This window comes from Saccharopolyspora antibiotica (genome assembly GCF_047200635.1).
Lineage (GTDB): Bacteria > Actinomycetota > Actinomycetes > Mycobacteriales > Pseudonocardiaceae > Saccharopolyspora_C.
In genome coordinates, this window is the sequence record NZ_JBJZOI010000019.1 from 63,164 (window position 1) to 79,226 (window position 16,063).

Sequence of the window (16,063 nt, forward strand, 5' to 3'; positions counted from 1 at the left end):
CCCGGCGGCGGGCTCACTCCGGGTTCCGGCTCCGCCGCAGCGAGGGCGACCAGCGGGACCTGCCGAGCGAGCGCTGCAGCGCGTCGCAGGCCTCCTGCACCGAGGCGATCAACGTCTCCGCGCGCCCGGCCGCCACCCGGCGGTCCGGGTCGGGGATCGGGGTGACCCGCATCCAGCGCTCGTTCCAGAGCGCGGCCATCGCTTCCTTCCAGGTCTGGTCGACCTTCGCGCGCACCGCGTCCCGGCTCTCGGCCGCCGCGGCGATCCGCTGCTCGGCCGCGGCGACCTCCGGCGCGAGCCGGGCCGACTTCTCCCGCTCGTGCTCGCGCATCCGCTCCGCCGCGCCGCTGGCGGCGGCGATGATCTCCTTGTAGCGGGCCGCCGCCGGGACCTCGCTCATTCCGCGTCCTTCCGGTCGTCCAGGGGTACCGCCGCCTCCGCCCGGGGGCGGGGAACCCCGGCGCCGAGCGCGCCGGTGAGGTCGAAGGGCAGGACGACCTCCGGCTGGGCGTGCACCGAGCGGTCGAAGAACAGGCCGCGCCGGGCTCGCGGCGACCAGTGCACCAGCTGGCCCGCGGCGAAGCTGGAGAGCTCCTGGCCGTGCACGTCGAAGGCGACCCACGCGCCGATCTCGTCCACCGGGCCCATCAGCGTCGTCTTGAGCCGTTGCGCGCTGCGCCACCAGCCGAGCACGTGCACCCGCTGCTCCGGACCCTGCTTGAGCAGCTTGCGCAGGTGGTCGAGCCCGCTGGTGAAGGTCGACGGGTCCTTGACCTCCATCGCCGAGTGGGCAGCGTCCACGCCGTAGCAGAGCACGTACTCGGGCCGGGTGTCCCCGCCCTTGTCGGCGGCTCGGTCGGCGATCTTCGCGGCCAGCCGCGGGACGACCTCCGTGGCCGCGTCCACGCCGTAGTGGACCTCGACCTCGTGCTGCCGCTCCAACGCCCCGACCAGTGCCGAGACGTCGGCGGTGACCTCCTCGACCAGGCTCAGCACCGTGAACCGGACCGCTCCCGGCTCGTGCGCCGCCGCCAGCGAGAGCGCGGCCGCGCCGAGCACGCTCACCGCGTCGACCCGCACCGAACCGATGACCGCCAGGTTCCGCCCCGGCGAGCGGTCCACCCGGACCGACGCGGGGGTGCCGTTCACGTCGATCACCTGGCCCAGCAACGCCTCCGGGGCCGGGGAGGGCCCGGACGGGGCAGGACGGTCCGGCAGCGCGGGCAGCAGCGAACCGTCGAACAGCCGGGGCGGGGCCGATCCCTCCGGCCGCCGCTCCCACAGCCTGCGCTGGAGCTCGTCGAAGGTGCCCTTGGCGGTGGCGTCCGGGATCCGCGCGACCTCGTTGCCGTGCTTGACGCCGGACTCGTGGTTGATCACCGCGTGCCAGCGCGGCAGCGCGAGCGCCGCGTCGTTCTGGTCCGCGAGCACCCGGCGGGCCTTCGGCAGCGCGATCCGCAGGATGAACTGCTCGAAGATCGCCGGCTTGCCCCAGAACGCCTCGATGCCCGAGACGTCCTGGCTGGCCAGCACCAGGTGGATGCCCTGCGAACGGCCGCGTCGCGCGACGTCCTCCAACAGCGAGGTGGCCTGCGCCGAGACCGTGTCCCGCTCGGCGAACAGGTACTGGAACTCGTCGATCACCGCCACGATGCGCGGCCAGCGGCCCGCGGGGTCCTCGGCGCGCAGCTCCTCCAGCTTGGTGACCTCGTGCTCCTTGGCCGCGTCCGCGCGGCGCCGCATCTCGGTCGACAGGAAGCGCAGCAGCGCCAGGCCGAACTCGCGGTCCTCGTTCACGTTCACCCCGACCAGCTGCGCGTGCGGCAGCCAGGTGGGGTCCCGGCGGCCCGGGGTGAACTGCGCGAAGGAGACGCCCTCCTTGAAGTCCAGCAGGTACAGCTCCAGCTCGTCCGGCGAGTAGCGCGCCGCCATGCCGCCGAGCATCGAGTACAGGAAGTTCGTCTTGCCCGAGCCGCTCGGCCCGCCGATCAGCGTGTGCGGGCTCGCGTCACCGAGCGTGATGTTGATCGGATCGCCCTCGTGGAAGCCCGCCGGGGAGTGCAGGCCGGAGGCCGATCGCTGCGTCCACAGCTCGGCGGGCACGAGGTCCTGGAAGGTGCGGACCCGGGAACGGCGGGTGATGAACTCCTCCGCGATCGCCGAGCAGGCCTTCGTCACCGCCTCCCGGGGCGGGGAGGCGTCCAGCCGCACCACCGCCTCCGGGCCGGTCATGCTGGTGCGGGCGTCCTCGGCGTGCAGGTGCACCGACTCCACCGAGCTGTTCACCGTCATCGGCAGGTCGGCGACGATCAGTTGCACGCCGCAGGCCAGGCCGTTGCGCGCTACCCGCTGCAACTGCTGCTGCTGTTCCTCGCGCAGCGCCTCGCCGTCGCCGAACAGCACCGCGATCCGCCAGGGTTCCTCGCGCCGCCCGGTGTCCTCGGCCAGCGCGCGCAGCGAGATGTGCCCGCCGTTGAGCGCGCTGGTGTGGATGCGGCGGATGTGGTCGGAGAGCTCCTCCAGCATCTCGCCGAGCCGCGTCGGGTCGTGCGCGGTGAGCAGGCCCGCGTTGGTCAGCGGGTACAGGCCGGGCAGCGTCCCGGTCAGCTGGGCCACGTCCCACACGTGGATCCGCACCAGCCCGGGCTTGTAGCGGCTGAGCACCCGCAGCAGCAGGTTCTGCACCAGGGCCTCGCGGGCATCGGCGCCCTGCCTGCCGGAGGTGATCCGCAGGTGCGCCTCGTCGATCATCGGCACGGCCACCGGGAACGAGCGCGGATCGGGGGAGGCGGGGACGTGACCGGTGCCGATGCGCCACAGCTGCGGCGGCAGCGCGCTCGCCTCGGCATCGCCCGGTGCGCCGAGCCACTCCTGCCAGGGGCGGCTCGCGGTGCCGGGTGCGGCCTCGGCGACGAGCGCCGCCAGCTGGTCGGGGCCCTGCCCGGTCCAGTCGGTGAACAGCCGCTCGCGCTCGGCCCGGGCCTCGCGCAGCGCGCCGTCGAACGCCGGGCCCGGCTCGCCGCCGACCGAGGCCGGTTCCTGCTCGGCCTTGGCGAGCCCGGCGGCAGCGATGCGCTGGGAGAACTCCTGCTGGGCGTATCCGGCGCGCACCCGGTCGAGCTCGTTCTCGGCGGCGCCGAGGGCGGTCGCGACGGTGCTCCGCAGGTGCTCGAAGGCCGTTTCGATGCTGCTACGCCGCTCGTTGCGTTTGCGCACACCCCACCTCGGCACCTGGTGTCACGGAACGTGAGGAAACTACCACCCGGAAGTTCCTGGAAGCGGTGCGCGGTGGCGCGGGGCACCGCCGCGCGGGGCCGCCCGGCGGCCCTCCCGGCACCCGGCTCACAGCCGCGTGGCGAACGCGCGCAGCGACTCGGCCACCTGCGCGAGCTGGGTCAGCGTGCGTTCGAGCTGATCGTCGGCGCGGCGCAGCTCCGGCGGTACCACGGTCTCCGGGTTGTCCGGGTCCAGCCGGGCCAGCGCGGCCTGCGTCTCCGAGAGCGCCCGCCGACCCGTGGACAGCTGCCGCCGGGCCTCGTCGAGCTTGGCCTCGGTGGCCCGCACCGCCGCCAGCAACTCCGTCAGCGCCGACACGTCACAACCGTCCCGCGTAGCCCTCGGCCGAGCTGATGCTGTTGCGGACCGTGCCCTGCACCAGCTGCAGGTTCTGCGTCGCGTCGACCAGCATGTTCCGGGACTGGAGGATCTCGTCCTGGCCGCTGCCCTGCGTCGCCTCGACCAGCATGGACTGCGCCTCGTCCAGCGCCAGGCCCGCCTGCTGGATCGCGGTCAAGGCCTCCTCGGCCTTCACCTTGGCGCGAGCAATTCCATCGCGAACATCGTCCACGCCTGCCATCTGGAGCCAACCCTCCGGGGAGCCGATCGGGGTATGTCGATCCACAAGTTAGCGTCCGCCACTAGCCCGATCGCGGGCAGGGCGGATGATGTTGATCAGGGGTGGCAGCCGAGGCGCGGCCCCTCCAGCCTGGCGTGCCGCGGGCCTCGGGCCGGGTTCGGGGGCGAGCTCGGCCCGGTCATCTCACCGGCTCCCGGGGCGCCGCACCGGCGGCCGGGGTGACCGCGCTCAGCTCCACCGCGGCGATGCCCGACGGCGGGGTCGGAGCCGCCGACCACCGGGACATCGCGACCTGCTCGCGCACCCGCAACCGGGACCAGCCGCTGCCCCCGAGCGCGCGCACCGCGTCGAGCACGACCTCCGCCGGATCGCCGAGCGAGGGCCCGAGGTCCATCGCGACGCGCACCACCGGCGGGCGCTCGGTCCAGCCGGTGATCGTCGACCGCCGGGCCAGCCTGCTGGCCAGCGCCCTGGCCGGCCACTCCGCGCCCGCCCGGCGCTCGGTCACCACGTCGACCAGCAACTCCAGCCGCGGTCGCGGCCTGCCGAACTCGTCCACGGGGCTGAGTTCCGGTTCCGGTTCGACGGCGGGCTCGTCCGGGTCGTCGAGCAGCAGGCCGGACCCGCCCGGCAGCACCGCCCCGGCCCAGGCCTCGACCAGGATGCGCTCGCCGCCCGGGACCAGGGCCTCGACCAGGTCCGGATCGTCCAGGACCGTCCACGCCGTCGGCGGCTCGCAGGCCACCCGGTGCCCGGCGCAGGCGGGACCGAGCTCGCGCAGGAACGTGCGCACCGCGCGCGCCAGCGCCGCCGGGCCCGCGGGCACCCCCGGTTCACCGGCCGAGCGGCCGATCGTCACCGACCAGCAGCCCGGTTCCTCGTCGGAGCAGTCACCGGATTCGGTGATCCGGCCGCCGACCCGGTGCAGCAGCGGGCGGCACGCCTCACGCGCTGAGCGGTCGTCGTCGGCCCCGACGACGACGGTGATGTGCAGGTCCAGCTCGGAGTTCTCAACCATCGCCGGGGCATTGTCGCGCATCCACCGCCCCGGCACGAAGGGTTGATCAGGTGAACCGCGTCGCCGTTCGTCCCCCGGGCCGTCCGCTGCTCCACCCGGTCGGCGCAGCGGACGGCCCCTCCACCGGAGCGGAGGGGCCGTGTCGCAGGTCAGCTGCTGGTACCGCCGCCCGAGTCGTCGGCGCGCTCGTGCTTGCCGCCCTCGGTCCGGTCCTGGACGTCGAACCGCTCGCGGCGGACTTCGTCCTGCATCGTCTTCTCCTCGGTCACGAGCTCGGCGTGCATCCGGATCCGCTCCACCGGGACCGTCTCCTTGGACACCGTCGGCCGATCCTCGTGCAGCACGATCTCCTGCTCCTCCTCGCCGAGGGCGGAGCTCGCCCGCATCGAGCCGCGCTCGGACTCGGTGATCGGCTCGCGCTCGATGCGGATCTCCTCGTGGCTGATCGGCACCGTGACGGTCTGGTGCTCGGTGACCACGTACTTGCGCACCCGGACCCGGCCGGTTTCGACCTGCTCGGTGTTGATCCGCAGCCGCTCCTCGGAGCGGACCATCGACTTCGCGCCGGTCGACCCGCCGCCCCGGCCCGCCGTGGCCGAACCCGCGCTCGTGCCGGCCCGGGAGCTCCGCTCGGAGGTGCTGGACGTCCCCCGCGCGCCGGAGGAGGTCATCCCGGAGGTGCCAGTCCCCGCGGTGGCGGCCCCGGAGGTCGTCGTGCCCGAGGTGCCGGTGCCCGAGGTCGTCGTGCCCGACGTGGTCGTGCCGGAGGTGGTCATGCCCGAGGTGGTCGTGCCCGAGGTGGTCGTGCCCGACGTGCCGGTGCCGGTGCCCGAGGTGGTCGAGCCGGAGGTGGCCTGCCCGGATGCCATCCGGCCGCCCGCCGCGCCACCGGCTGCCGCGCCGCCCGCCGCGCCACCGGCCTCGCGCTGCTCGGTCTCCTCGGCGCCGCTCTGCTGCCGCGGAACGTCCCGGGGCTGCGGCGAGGCCGAGCCCTGCTGGAGGCCGTAGTAGCTGTAGAGGTCGTGGCCCTCCTTGTCGGAGAGGTGCCCGTGCTCGGCGTCCACCTGCGGCGCGTCCCGGACCTTGTCCTTGGTGACCTCGACGTTGATGCCCTTGTCGCCCCGCTCGGCGCCCGACAGCGGGACGAAGCTCTCCTTGGTGCCGAAGAAGCCGGTCCGGACCGTCACCCACTCCGGCTGGTGGTTCGCGTCGTCGACGTAGACGTTGCCCACCTTGCCGATCCGGTCGCCTTCCCGGTCGTACACCTCGCTGCCGATGAGGTCCTGTGCGCGCTTGACGTCCTTCATGACTACCGCCTCACTCGTCTGCTGGGTCGCAGCTCGGGCTCGTCACGTCACCCGGGAACGCGGAAGAGCGCTCGGCGCGCCGACCGCTGTGCGGTGCCGCGTACGAAGGTGATGCCCCGGTCGCGGGGGGCGGCAATCGGTTCCGGTGCGCACTTCACACCTGTGGGTGAGGCGGATCCGGGCGTGTCGGGATTACGTGTTGAGCTGGCGCCCGATGAAGGTGAGCACCTCGTCGACGACCTCTGCGCGGTTGGTCTCGTTGAACAGCTCGTGGCGGGCGCCGGGGTAGACGTGCTCGTGGAAGTCCTGGCCGCGGATCCGGTCGATGCCGGTGCGGGTGTCGGCCTCCGGGACGAGCTCGTCGTCCTCGCCGTGCACCCACAGCGTCGGCACCCGCAGCACCGGGCCGTCGTTCACGGCCTCCAGCGCCCTGTCGATCATCCGCAGCGTCGGGCGCTTGAACGAGCCGTGCCACACCAGCGGGTCCGCCTCGTAGGCGCGGCCCACCTCCGGGTCGCGGGACAGCGTCGAGGGATCGATCGGGGTCTGCGGGAGCTCGTCGCACTCCAGCAGGTCCAGCACGTGCCAGGTGCCCAGCACCGGGCTGGACAGCACCACCGCGGCCAGGCAGTCCGGGTTCTCCTGCGCGAAGCGCGTCGCGAACAGGCCGCCCAGCGAGTGCCCGATCAGCACCACCGGCAGCTCGGGGTGCCGGGCGGTGACGTCCCGGAGCACCGCCTCGACGTCCCCGACGACGTGCTCGGCGTCGTCGATCAGCACCCGCTCACCCGGGGAGTCGCCGTGTCCCTCCAGGTCGGGTGCGATCACCAGGGCCCGCGCCGCCACCAGCTGCTCGGCGAGCCACTGGTACCGGCCCGCGTGCTCGCCGTAGCCGTGCAGCAGCAGCGCGATCCACCCGGGATCGCGCCCCGCCCACTCGCGTGCGGCGCGCTCGCCGCGGGGTCCCTCCACGGTGCGCTGACTCGCCTCGATCATGGCTCCCACCCCAGCACAACCCACCTCGCAAGGCCAGCACCCGCGCGGGGCGGCTCAGCCGTGGTAGGCGCTGTTGTCGATCGATCCGAAGCCGCAGACCGCACCGAGGTTCCAGCTCACCGTCAGCGGGTCCTCCTCGTCGGGCGGCGTGACGAGCGCGCCCGTCGGCTTCGGCTGGCAGTCGCCCCGTTCCGGCTCGCCCGCGTGCGGGACCGCGGTCCAGTGCAGGGTGGAACTCGCCGACTCGCCGGGAGCGAGCCGGACGACCGCCGGCCCCGGGTTCGGGGTGCGTTCCAGCTGGGTGGGCAGCCGCTCACCGCCCGCGCCGAGCAGCTGCATCCCGCCGTAGCCGTAGAGGGTGCAGGTCTCGCCGCTGGTGTTGGTCAGCCGCAGTTCCGCGTAGCGCTGGCCCGCGCCCGAGTCCCCGTGCTCGACGGACCCGGAGAGCATCGAGGTGTGGCAGCGCTCCACCTGCGCCGGATCGGCCGCGGCCTGCCCGGTCGCGGAGGCCGAGGACTCCGCCGCCGGGGACGCCGCCTGCTCGGAGCTCGGCGCCTCCTGCTGACTGGTGGGCGGGCCGGGCACCGGAACGCTCGGCATCGAGTCCGAGACCTGCGGGACGGGCTGCTGCCCCGCCATCGAGCCGCAGCCCCCGAGCAGCGCGGCGCCCAACGCCGCCGCCGTGACCTGGTAGAACCTCGTGCGCATCCGGCGAGTCCCGGTCGGCATCCGGTCGTTCCATCGCTGCGAGAACACGGTTGACCACCTCCATCGGCCGCCTCATGCGGCCCGTCTCTTCGCTGTCCGGTCCGCTGTGGTGAAAGACGTCTGGCGCCACAGGTGGTTGCACGTCAAGCGCGGCCCGTCCGGGAGTTCCCCCGGATGGAGGTGCGGCCGTGCGGCCGACCCCACTGTGCCGCCGGCCGACCGGCGCCGCGACCCGCGCGGCGGGAGGGCACCGTTCTCGATCGACGACCGGACCATTTGAGTGCACGACATGATCACGAGCACGAGAACAGGACCGATCGGGTGGCGCTCTTGACCTGAACGGCGGAACTCCGTGATCGTCGACCTTCGATACGTTGGCTCCGAGAACTGTCCTCGGTACGCCGCGGAACCACGTTCCTCGCTTTCCGGAAGGAATTCCGGTGCCGGGGGCGGACAGCACACGCAGACGAGACCGCCGATCCGGTTCGCGTGACGCGACTCGCGCACCGGGCCGCATCCGGTGAAGGGAGGGGGTTCGGGATGGCGAGCATTCCAGGAATCGACGTCGCTCGATATCAAGGAGAACCGGACTGGGCCGCGGTGCGCGGAGCCGGATTCGCGTTCACCTACATCAAGGCCACCGAGGGCGTCGGTTATGTGAGCCCGACGCTCGATTCGCAACTGAACGGGGCCCGCGGCGCCGGGTTGGTGACCGGGCTCTACCACTTCGCGCGGCCGGACACGAACTCGCCGCAGGACGAGGCCGCCGACTTCGCCGGCCAGCTGGCGCGGACGAACTCGGCCGCGCCGGGGAACCTCCCGCCCTGCCTGGACATGGAGACCGAGGCGGCCGACCTCGGAGCCTGGATCAAGGGCTTCGTCGACGCGCTGCGCGGGCACACCGGGCGCAACGAGGTCGTGGTGTACGCCTCCTCGACCTGGTTCAGCGACAAGCTCGCCACGGATTCCTGGGTGGACCCCGGGGTCTTCCTGTGGGTCGCGCACTACGGCAGGCCCGCGGGCCAGCCCGGTTTCCTCACCGATCGGGTCGCGATCCACCAGCACGCCTCGGACGGGAAGGTGCCCGGCATCGGCGGGGACACCGATCTCAACGTCGCGCTGGTGGACCTCCCGGTGCTGACCGGCGGGACCGCACCGCCTCCGCCTCCGCCCGCCCCGCCCGCTCCGGAGACCTACGTGGTGCAACCCGGCGACACGCTCTCCGGGATCGGCGCGAAGGTCGGCGTGGCCTGGCAGGCGATCGCCCAGGCGAACGGGATCACGGACCCCAACCTGATATACGTCGGCCAGGTGCTGCGCGTCCCGCGCTGATCCGCGCTTCGCCGCCGCCCATCCCGCACGGGGTGGGCGGCGGTGTCTCCGGACCGGAGCCGTTCAGCCGAGCACGGGGGCGCGGGCCAGGACCGCGCCGAGGCCGTAGGCCAGGCCCATCACGGTGAGCTCGACGGCGGCCCAGCTGGCCAGCGCGGTCCGCCGGTGGCGCTCGATCAGCGGCAGCAGGCGGTAGCGCGCGTGCCCGCCGAGCACGGCCAGCAGCACCAGCAGTCCCGCCTTGACCAGCACGATCCGGCCGTATCCGGTGGTGAGCAGGCCCCCGGGGCCGCTGCCCGCCGCGTCGAGCTCGGTCAGGCCGTTCACCGCGCCGGAGAGCGCGACCAGGACGATCGCGGCGGTCGCCAGCTTGGAGCAGCGCGGCAGTGCCGTCGCCAGCAGGCCCCGGCGCGGGGCGACGAACAGCGCGATCGAAGCCAGTGCGCCCGCCCAGATCGCGGCGGCGAGCACGTGCAGCTGCGCCGAGATCATGCTCAGCTCGTGGTGCTCCCAGCCCACCGCGTGCCCGGTCAGCGGCATCGGCAGCAGGCCGAGCAGGGCGAGCACCGCCCCCAGGTCGTCGGTGAGCACGTCCCGCGCCGGCGCTCGCTGGGAGCGCACCAGCCCGGCCAGCCCCAGGGCGGCGCACCCCGCCGCGCACCCCAGGCTCAGCGCCAGGGCAGTTCCGGCGGGGACACCGGTGACGTACCGGGCGACGTCCTGCGCGCTGGGCGAACCGCCCACCAGCTCGGCGGTGTGGATCACGAGCAGCAGCAGCGCACCGAGCAGCCAGGCCAGCGCGGTGATGACCGCTGTTCGCCGGGAGCGCGCGAGCAGCGCCGCCACCCCGCGCGCCCGGGGAGGGAGCAGCCGGGGCAGCAGGGCGAGGCCGACGGTGGCGACGGCGGCGAGGTCCAGCGCGGCCCGCACCAGAGGGCCGCCGTAGCGGACCACCGTCGAGGGTTCCGGCACACCGGGAGCGGTGCTGGCGCCGAGCAGCGCGGTCGCGATGACGGCCGCGAGCAACCCGGGCACGAGGATCGCCGGCGCGAACATCCCGGCACGCCGGTCTGCGCGCGCGGGACCGGATCCGGGGTCGGCGGGCATCCCGGCATCGTCTCACCCGTTCGGGCGGGATCCGGTCGGTCCGCCGGGCGCGGAACGGTTCAGCGTGTTGACCCGATCACCATTCGACTTCGAATAGTTGATCTTGAATCGGGCTCCGCCGTCCGCTGGCGTGCGGTTATCCCCGCCGTGCGGCGATTGCCGCTCGTTTCGAACCCGCACCGGACGAGCGGGGGAAACCGCCGATCCCTGTGTTGCTGACAAAGGTCTCAGGGGACTTGTTCTACAGTCGTGCACGTGGATCAGGCGGGCGGTAATGAGTGGGCGGGGTATGTGGCGCGTACCTCGTCGTCGCTCAGGTCCGCTGATTCGCGGAGGAGGGATGCGGTGCCGCGGCCGAACCGGCACTGGCCGCGTTCGGCCGTTCACCGCGCGCATTCTCGTTATCCGGCCCGCGGCTTCGAGAGGCTTCGCCGCGTTTCCCGGGAGCCCCGTGTTCGCGGCTATTCGGCGAATGTTTCCCCGCTGGTTCCACCGCGCGGCGGGACGGGATCGGTGGCGTCGCCCAGGGGTGCGGTCAGCGGACCCCGGGATCGGGTGGCGAGCCCGCGATGGGGACGTGCGGCGCTGCGCTGCGCGGACGCGCCGGATCGTCGGATTCGCACCCGTCCGCTGCCGGGGCCGGAGCATCATGGGGTGGGCCGGTCCGGTGCCGCCGGGTGCTTGGCCCGGTACGCCCCGGTCGCTGATCGAGGTCGGGGAAATTGAGGGTGCACCCCGATGTGGGTGAGCCCGCGATGCGCGAGATTGAGCGGTGTGGACGAACAGCACAGGCTGCCGGTGACGGCAACCCGGGGTGGAGACGGTGGCCCGCGCGTCCCGGTCGCCGTCACGTCCCGTGCGCGGCCGGTCGCCTCTCGCGCGGACCGGGCGGCGCTCGCGGGCGGGGTGCCCGGGAGCGGCCCCGGTGACCAGGTGATCTTCGTGGGGCGGGATGCGACGTGACCACACTGGCGGTGGTGCTCGCGGCGCTGGGCGCGTGCGGTTACGCGGTCGGCGCCCGGATGCAGCACTCGGCGGTGCGCGCCGAGATGGGTGATGGCGGGCTGAAGGTCCGTAGCCAGGTCCAGCTGCTGCGGAACCCCCTGTGGCTGCTGGGATTGGCCGCGCTCGGCAGCGGCGCGCTGCTGCACGCGACGGCGCTCGGCCTCGCTCCGCTGAGCGTCGTGCAGCCGGTCGGCGTGCTGGCGCTGCCGATCACCGTGCTGCTCAGCGCGCGGCAGCAGGGCCTGCGCACCCGGGAGCTCAACATCAACGTCGTGCTGGCGGTGCTGGCCGCGACCGGCGGGGTCGGGGCGTTCGTGTTCCTCGCCGCGGGCAGCGCGACCTCGACCCCGGTCCTGCCGGACGAGCAGTTGCTGGCGACCCAGCTCGTCGCGGGCGCGGTGCTAGCGCTCGGGGTGTTCGGCCTGCTGACCAGGTCGAAGGTTCGCTGCATGGCCTACGCGGCCGGATGCGCGGTGGCCTACGGGCTGGTCTCGGTGCTGGTGCGGGCGCTGGTGCAGCAGCTCGGCAGCACCCCGTTGCTGGAGATCAACCCGCTGCCGCTGGTGGCGATCGTGGCGGCGATGGCGGTGGGCGGCTGGTTGTTGCAGCACGGCTACGCCAGCGGGCCTCCCGAACTGGTGGTGGCGTGCTTGACGGTGATCGATCCGCTGGTCGCGGTCGGCCTGGGGATCGGACTGCTGGGGGAGGCCGACGCGGTGGGCAGCGCGACGGCGGCCGGCGAAGTGCTGTGCGCGGTGATCGCGTGCGCCGGGGTGTTCGCGCTCGCGCGACACCACCCGGAGACCCAGGATCGAGAAGTGCAAGCAACCGCGGCCGACGACGGCGACGCCGGCGTGCGGCGGATACGTTCTGACGGGAGTTCAACTTGACTTCGCAACCGTTCGGCGGAGATCGGCTGCGCATCGTGATCGGCGCGGTCATGTACCCGCCCGAGGTGAACGGCGCGGCGAACTTCGGCCACCGGCTCGCGACCGGACTGGCGCGCCGGGGCCACGACGTGCACGTCATCTGTCACTCGGTGGACCGGCAGGAGAGCACCAGCGTCGAGGACGGCGTGACCGTGCACCGGGTCGCCTCGTACCGCACTCCCGCGCACCCGACGTTCCGCGCCTGCCCGCCGTGGCGGGCCTCTTCGGTGGCGGACCGATTGCTCAGGGAGATCCAGCCCGACATCGTGCACGTCCAGTCGCACTTCTTCATCGGGCGAGGACTGATCAACGCCGCGCGCCGCCAGGGCATCGGGCTGATCGCGACCAACCACTTCATGCCGGAGAACATCTTCGGCTACGTCCGCGTCCCGAAGGTGCTGCAGAACGCCGCCACCCGGCTGCTCTGGCACAACCTGATCCGCCACTACGGCAAGGCCCGGCTGGTCACCGCGCCCACCCCGCGCGCCGTGCAGCTGTTGCAGGAGAACGGGTTCTCCGGTCCCGCGATGCCGGTGTCCTGCGGCATCGACGTCGGCCTGTACCGCCGCCGCGCGCAGGAGGTGCGCGAGCAGGACCCGGACCCGGCCACCCGCACCATCCTGTTCGTCGGCAGGCTCGACGAGGAGAAGCACATCGACGACCTGCTGCGGGCGATGGCGTTGCTGGAGACCAGCAGGGCGACCCGCCTGGAGATCGTCGGCGACGGCAGTTGCCGGGAGCCGCTGGGCGAGCTCGCCGCGCAGCTCGGGATCGAGGACCGGGTGCACTTCGCGGGATTGGTCGACGAGCAGGAGCTGCTCGACGCCTACGCACGGGCGGACCTGTTCTGCATGCCGAGCATCGCCGAGCTGCAGAGCCTGGCCACCATGGAAGCGATGTCGGCGGGCACCCCCGTCGTCCTCGCGGACGCGATGGCGCTGCCGCACCTGGTCGAGGCCGGGCGGAACGGCTGGTTGTACCCGCCGCGCGACGTGCACGCGCTGGCGCACGCGATCGACGACGTGATCGAGGACCGCGCGACCATCGACCGGATGGGCGCCGCGGGGGAGCGGCTGGTCAGCAGCAAGCACGACATCGACGCGGTGCTGGGCCGCTTCGAGTCGATCTACCGCCACGCGCTCGCGGAGAACGACGGGGTGACACCGGTCGAGCTGCCCGCCGAGCTGGCGAGCTGAGCGGCCGTGACCAGTCGTCCACCGGGTTCCGCCACTCCGGAACCGAGCCTGCTCCCGGAACAGCGGGTCGAGCGGATCCACGGCTCCGAACTGCACTTCTGGACCTACCGGCCCGGGGCGGACTCCGCCCCGGACTCGCCCGGGGAGCCGCTGATCGTCATGGTGCACGGGTTGCGCGGCACCCATCACGGCCTGGAGCCGATAGTGCGGCACCTGCCCGGCCGCACCGCCGTGGTGCCGGACCTGCCGGGGTTCGGGGATTCCGGCCCGATGACCGGGCGCCCGCACGACGTGGCCGGTTACGCCGCCGCGATCGTCGAGCTGATCGAACGGCTCGGCGGCCGGGAGCGGCCGGTGGTGCTGCTCGGGCACTCCTTCGGCTCGATGGTCGCGGCTCACGTCGTCTCCCTCGATTCGGAGCTGGTGCGGCGGCTGGTGCTGGTGAACCCGATCTCGACGCCCGCGCTGCGCGGACCGAGGGTGGTGCTGTCCCGGCTGACGTCGCTCTACTACGCGCTCGGCACGGCGCTGCCGCCGCGGCTCGGCCGCGCCCTGCTCGCCAACCGCCTGGTGGTGCGCGGCGCGGGCCAGGCGATGCTGCGGACCCGGGATCCTCGGGTGCGCCGCTTCGTCCACGAGAGCCACCAGCGGCACTTCAGCCGGTTCCACAGCCCCGGCCTGCTCAGCGAGACCTACGCGGCCTCGGTCACCGGAACCGTTGCCGACCACCTCGCCGCGCTGGTGCTGCCCACCCTGGTCATCGCGGGGGAGTCCGACGAGATCGCGCCGGTGGAGGGCCAGCGCGAGCTGGTCGCCGGACTGCCGGACGCCGAGCTGGTGGTGATCCCGGGCGTGGGGCACCTGGTGCACTACGAGACCCCGGCTGAGGCGGCGGCCGCGATCGACCGCTTCCTGGAGCGGTCGTGAACGCGGCGGGGCGGTCCCCTCGGGTGTTCGTGGACGCCCGCTGGACTCGCACCGACGCCCACGACGGGATCAGCCGGTTCGGGGCCGAGCTGATCCGCGAGCTCCACGCGCTGCACCCGGTGACGATGCTCGTGCACGACGACCGGCAGCTCGCGCTGCTGCCCGACGGCGTGCCGCACGTGAAGATCAACAGTCCGCTCTCGGTGCGGGAGCTGTTCGTGGCGCGCAGGCTGCACGCCCTCGGGGCCGAGGTCGTCTTCAGCCCGATGCAGGTCATCGGGGGCTTCGGCCGCCGCTACCGCCTCGTGCTCACGTTGCACGACCTGATCTACTACCGGCATCCGCGACCTCCTGGTTTCCTGCCCGCGCCGGTTCGGGCGATCTGGCGGCTGTACCACCGCGCCTACTGGCCGCAGCGGGTGCTGCTGAACCGCGGGGACGCCGTGGTCACCGTCAGCGAGACGACGAAGCGGCTGATCGAGCGGCACCGCCTCACCCGGCGGCCCGTCACCGTGGTGCCCAACGCCCCTTCCGGGCTGCCCGAGCACGGGGAGCCGGAGCCGTCCCCGACCGGGCCAGTGCGCGACCTCGTCTACATGGGTTCCTTCATGCCCTACAAGGACGTCGAGACCCTGCTCGCGGGGATGCGCTCGCTGCCCGGTTACCGGCTGCACCTGCTGAGCCGGATCGCGCCCGCCCGGGAGGCGGAGCTGCGCGCCCAGGTGCCGCGCGGGGCGGAGGTGGTGTTCTGGAACGGCATCGAGGAGGACGCCTACCGGTCGCTGCTGCGCCGGGCGGAAGCCCTGGTCACCGCGTCGAGGGACGAGGGATTCGGACTGCCGGTCATCGAGGCGATGCATTCCGGAACTCCTGTCGTGTGCAGCGAACTGGACATCTTCCGCGAGGTCACCGGGGGACACGCGCGGTTCTTCCCGGTGGGCGACGCCGCGGCCTTCGCCGCGGCGGTCCGCGAGGTGGCGGACCCCGAGCAGCGGGCGGAGCTGGTGAGCCGCGGCCGCGAGCAGGCGGCGGGATTCACCTGGGCCCGCTCGGCCCGGCGGTTGCTGGACGTGCTCGCGCCGGGCCGGGACGACGCCGTCGAGGCGGCCGAAGCGGGCTAGGCCCGGTCAGCGCGGCCAGACCTTGATGGCCCGTGCGACGTAGTCGGGCCGGGGCGCCGTGGAACCCGGTGGGTAGGTCGCGAAGTCGGCGTGCGTGTCGCAGTCCGGGTCCTGGTACACGGTCACCGGCTTGTCCGTGCGGTTGACGAAGGACTTCGCCTCGGGCTCCGGCGGTAGCGCGACGCACTCCTCCAGCGCCGTGGTGCGCAGTTCGGCGCGGTGCGGTTCACCGCGGAAGTCCACGTGCGGATAGGCGCAGAAGGCCCCGTCCTGGCAGGGGATCGGCGCCGCCGGACCCGCCTGGGCGGCGCCGCCGAGACCGGCCACCGCGATGCCGAGCGCGAGCGCGGGAGCGAGCACCGATCGCCGTCGAGTCCACAGAGGACGCAATCCCCGCGGGGTCCGGTGCGACTTCGTGCTGATGGCGTGCGACATGAGGAACTCCTTACGTAGCAAGGGAAATGAGGATGGATCGAAAGCCAGCGGGCCGAACCGTGCCCCGGCGAGATCCAGATTCCCGAAACCGCGATCCGAGCGCCAGCACTTCGGCTGGATACACCC

General features: G+C 73.1%; 15 protein-coding genes. 5 read left to right on the forward strand and 10 right to left on the reverse strand.

From position 1 onward, the window contains the following. Positions 1-13: 13 nt before the first annotated feature. From ACL03H_RS17040 to ACL03H_RS17075, 8 genes are all read right to left on the reverse strand, one after another. Complete coding sequence (locus ACL03H_RS17040; RefSeq protein WP_412812229.1) at positions 14-400, reverse strand: hypothetical protein; 387 nt, start codon at positions 398-400, stop codon at positions 14-16. Further along, positions 397-3,216, reverse strand: a complete 2,820-nt coding sequence (locus tag ACL03H_RS17045) for an FtsK/SpoIIIE domain-containing protein (RefSeq protein ID WP_412812230.1) — start codon at positions 3,214-3,216, stop codon at positions 397-399. The genes ACL03H_RS17040 and ACL03H_RS17045 overlap by 4 nt, the downstream gene beginning before the upstream one ends. Before the next feature lie 126 nt (positions 3,217-3,342). Continuing rightward, on the reverse strand, positions 3,343-3,594 hold the full coding sequence (locus ACL03H_RS17050; RefSeq protein ID WP_412812231.1) for a hypothetical protein: 252 nt from the start codon (positions 3,592-3,594) through the stop codon (positions 3,343-3,345). Position 3,595: 1 nt separating this feature from the next. After that, on the reverse strand, positions 3,596-3,856 hold the full coding sequence (locus ACL03H_RS17055; protein WP_412812232.1) for a hypothetical protein: 261 nt from the start codon (positions 3,854-3,856) through the stop codon (positions 3,596-3,598). A 178-nt stretch (positions 3,857-4,034) separates the two neighbouring features. Continuing rightward, entirely contained in the window at positions 4,035-4,874 is an 840-nt protein-coding gene (locus ACL03H_RS17060) for a hypothetical protein (RefSeq protein ID WP_412812233.1), read from the reverse strand. A 149-nt stretch (positions 4,875-5,023) separates the two neighbouring features. Beyond that, positions 5,024-6,181 (reverse strand): DUF2382 domain-containing protein, encoded by a 1,158-nt coding sequence (locus ACL03H_RS17065; protein WP_412812234.1) that lies wholly within the window; start codon positions 6,179-6,181, stop codon positions 5,024-5,026. 192 nt (positions 6,182-6,373) lie between these two features. Next, a complete protein-coding gene (locus ACL03H_RS17070; protein ID WP_412812235.1) occupies positions 6,374-7,177 on the reverse strand; it encodes an alpha/beta hydrolase in 804 nt (267 codons plus the stop codon). Positions 7,178-7,231: 54 nt separating this feature from the next. Next, complete coding sequence (locus tag ACL03H_RS17075; RefSeq protein ID WP_412812236.1) at positions 7,232-7,933, reverse strand: DUF4232 domain-containing protein; 702 nt, start codon at positions 7,931-7,933, stop codon at positions 7,232-7,234. A gap of 492 nt (positions 7,934-8,425) precedes the next feature. Between ACL03H_RS17075 and ACL03H_RS17080 the strand changes: the two genes are divergently transcribed. Continuing rightward, entirely contained in the window at positions 8,426-9,217 is a 792-nt protein-coding gene (locus ACL03H_RS17080) for a GH25 family lysozyme (protein WP_412812237.1), read from the forward strand. A 63-nt stretch (positions 9,218-9,280) separates the two neighbouring features. On the opposite strand, the gene ACL03H_RS17085 is transcribed toward ACL03H_RS17080, so the two are convergent. Further along, complete coding sequence (locus ACL03H_RS17085) at positions 9,281-10,324, reverse strand: CopD family protein (protein WP_412812238.1); 1,044 nt, start codon at positions 10,322-10,324, stop codon at positions 9,281-9,283. A gap of 959 nt (positions 10,325-11,283) precedes the next feature. Here ACL03H_RS17085 and ACL03H_RS17090 point away from each other — a divergent pair. From ACL03H_RS17090 to ACL03H_RS17105, 4 genes are read left to right on the forward strand one after another with little or no spacing between them, the layout of a single operon-like run. Next, the gene (locus tag ACL03H_RS17090) at positions 11,284-12,219 is read left to right on the forward strand and encodes a DMT family protein (RefSeq protein WP_412812239.1); all 936 of its coding nucleotides are present in this window, start codon (positions 11,284-11,286) and stop codon (positions 12,217-12,219) included. Then, complete coding sequence (locus ACL03H_RS17095) at positions 12,216-13,454, forward strand: glycosyltransferase (RefSeq protein WP_412812240.1); 1,239 nt, start codon at positions 12,216-12,218, stop codon at positions 13,452-13,454. The genes ACL03H_RS17090 and ACL03H_RS17095 overlap by 4 nt, the downstream gene beginning before the upstream one ends. A 6-nt stretch (positions 13,455-13,460) precedes the next feature. Beyond that, positions 13,461-14,381, forward strand: coding sequence for an alpha/beta fold hydrolase (locus tag ACL03H_RS17100; protein ID WP_412812241.1), 921 nt, complete (start codon positions 13,461-13,463; stop codon positions 14,379-14,381). After that, positions 14,378-15,502, forward strand: coding sequence for a glycosyltransferase family 4 protein (locus tag ACL03H_RS17105; protein ID WP_412812242.1), 1,125 nt, complete (start codon positions 14,378-14,380; stop codon positions 15,500-15,502). The genes ACL03H_RS17100 and ACL03H_RS17105 overlap by 4 nt, the downstream gene beginning before the upstream one ends. 6 nt (positions 15,503-15,508) lie before the next feature. On the opposite strand, the gene ACL03H_RS17110 is transcribed toward ACL03H_RS17105, so the two are convergent. Beyond that, positions 15,509-15,937, reverse strand: a complete 429-nt coding sequence (locus tag ACL03H_RS17110) for a peptidase inhibitor family I36 protein (protein WP_412812243.1) — start codon at positions 15,935-15,937, stop codon at positions 15,509-15,511. Positions 15,938-16,063: the final 126 nt, after the last annotated feature.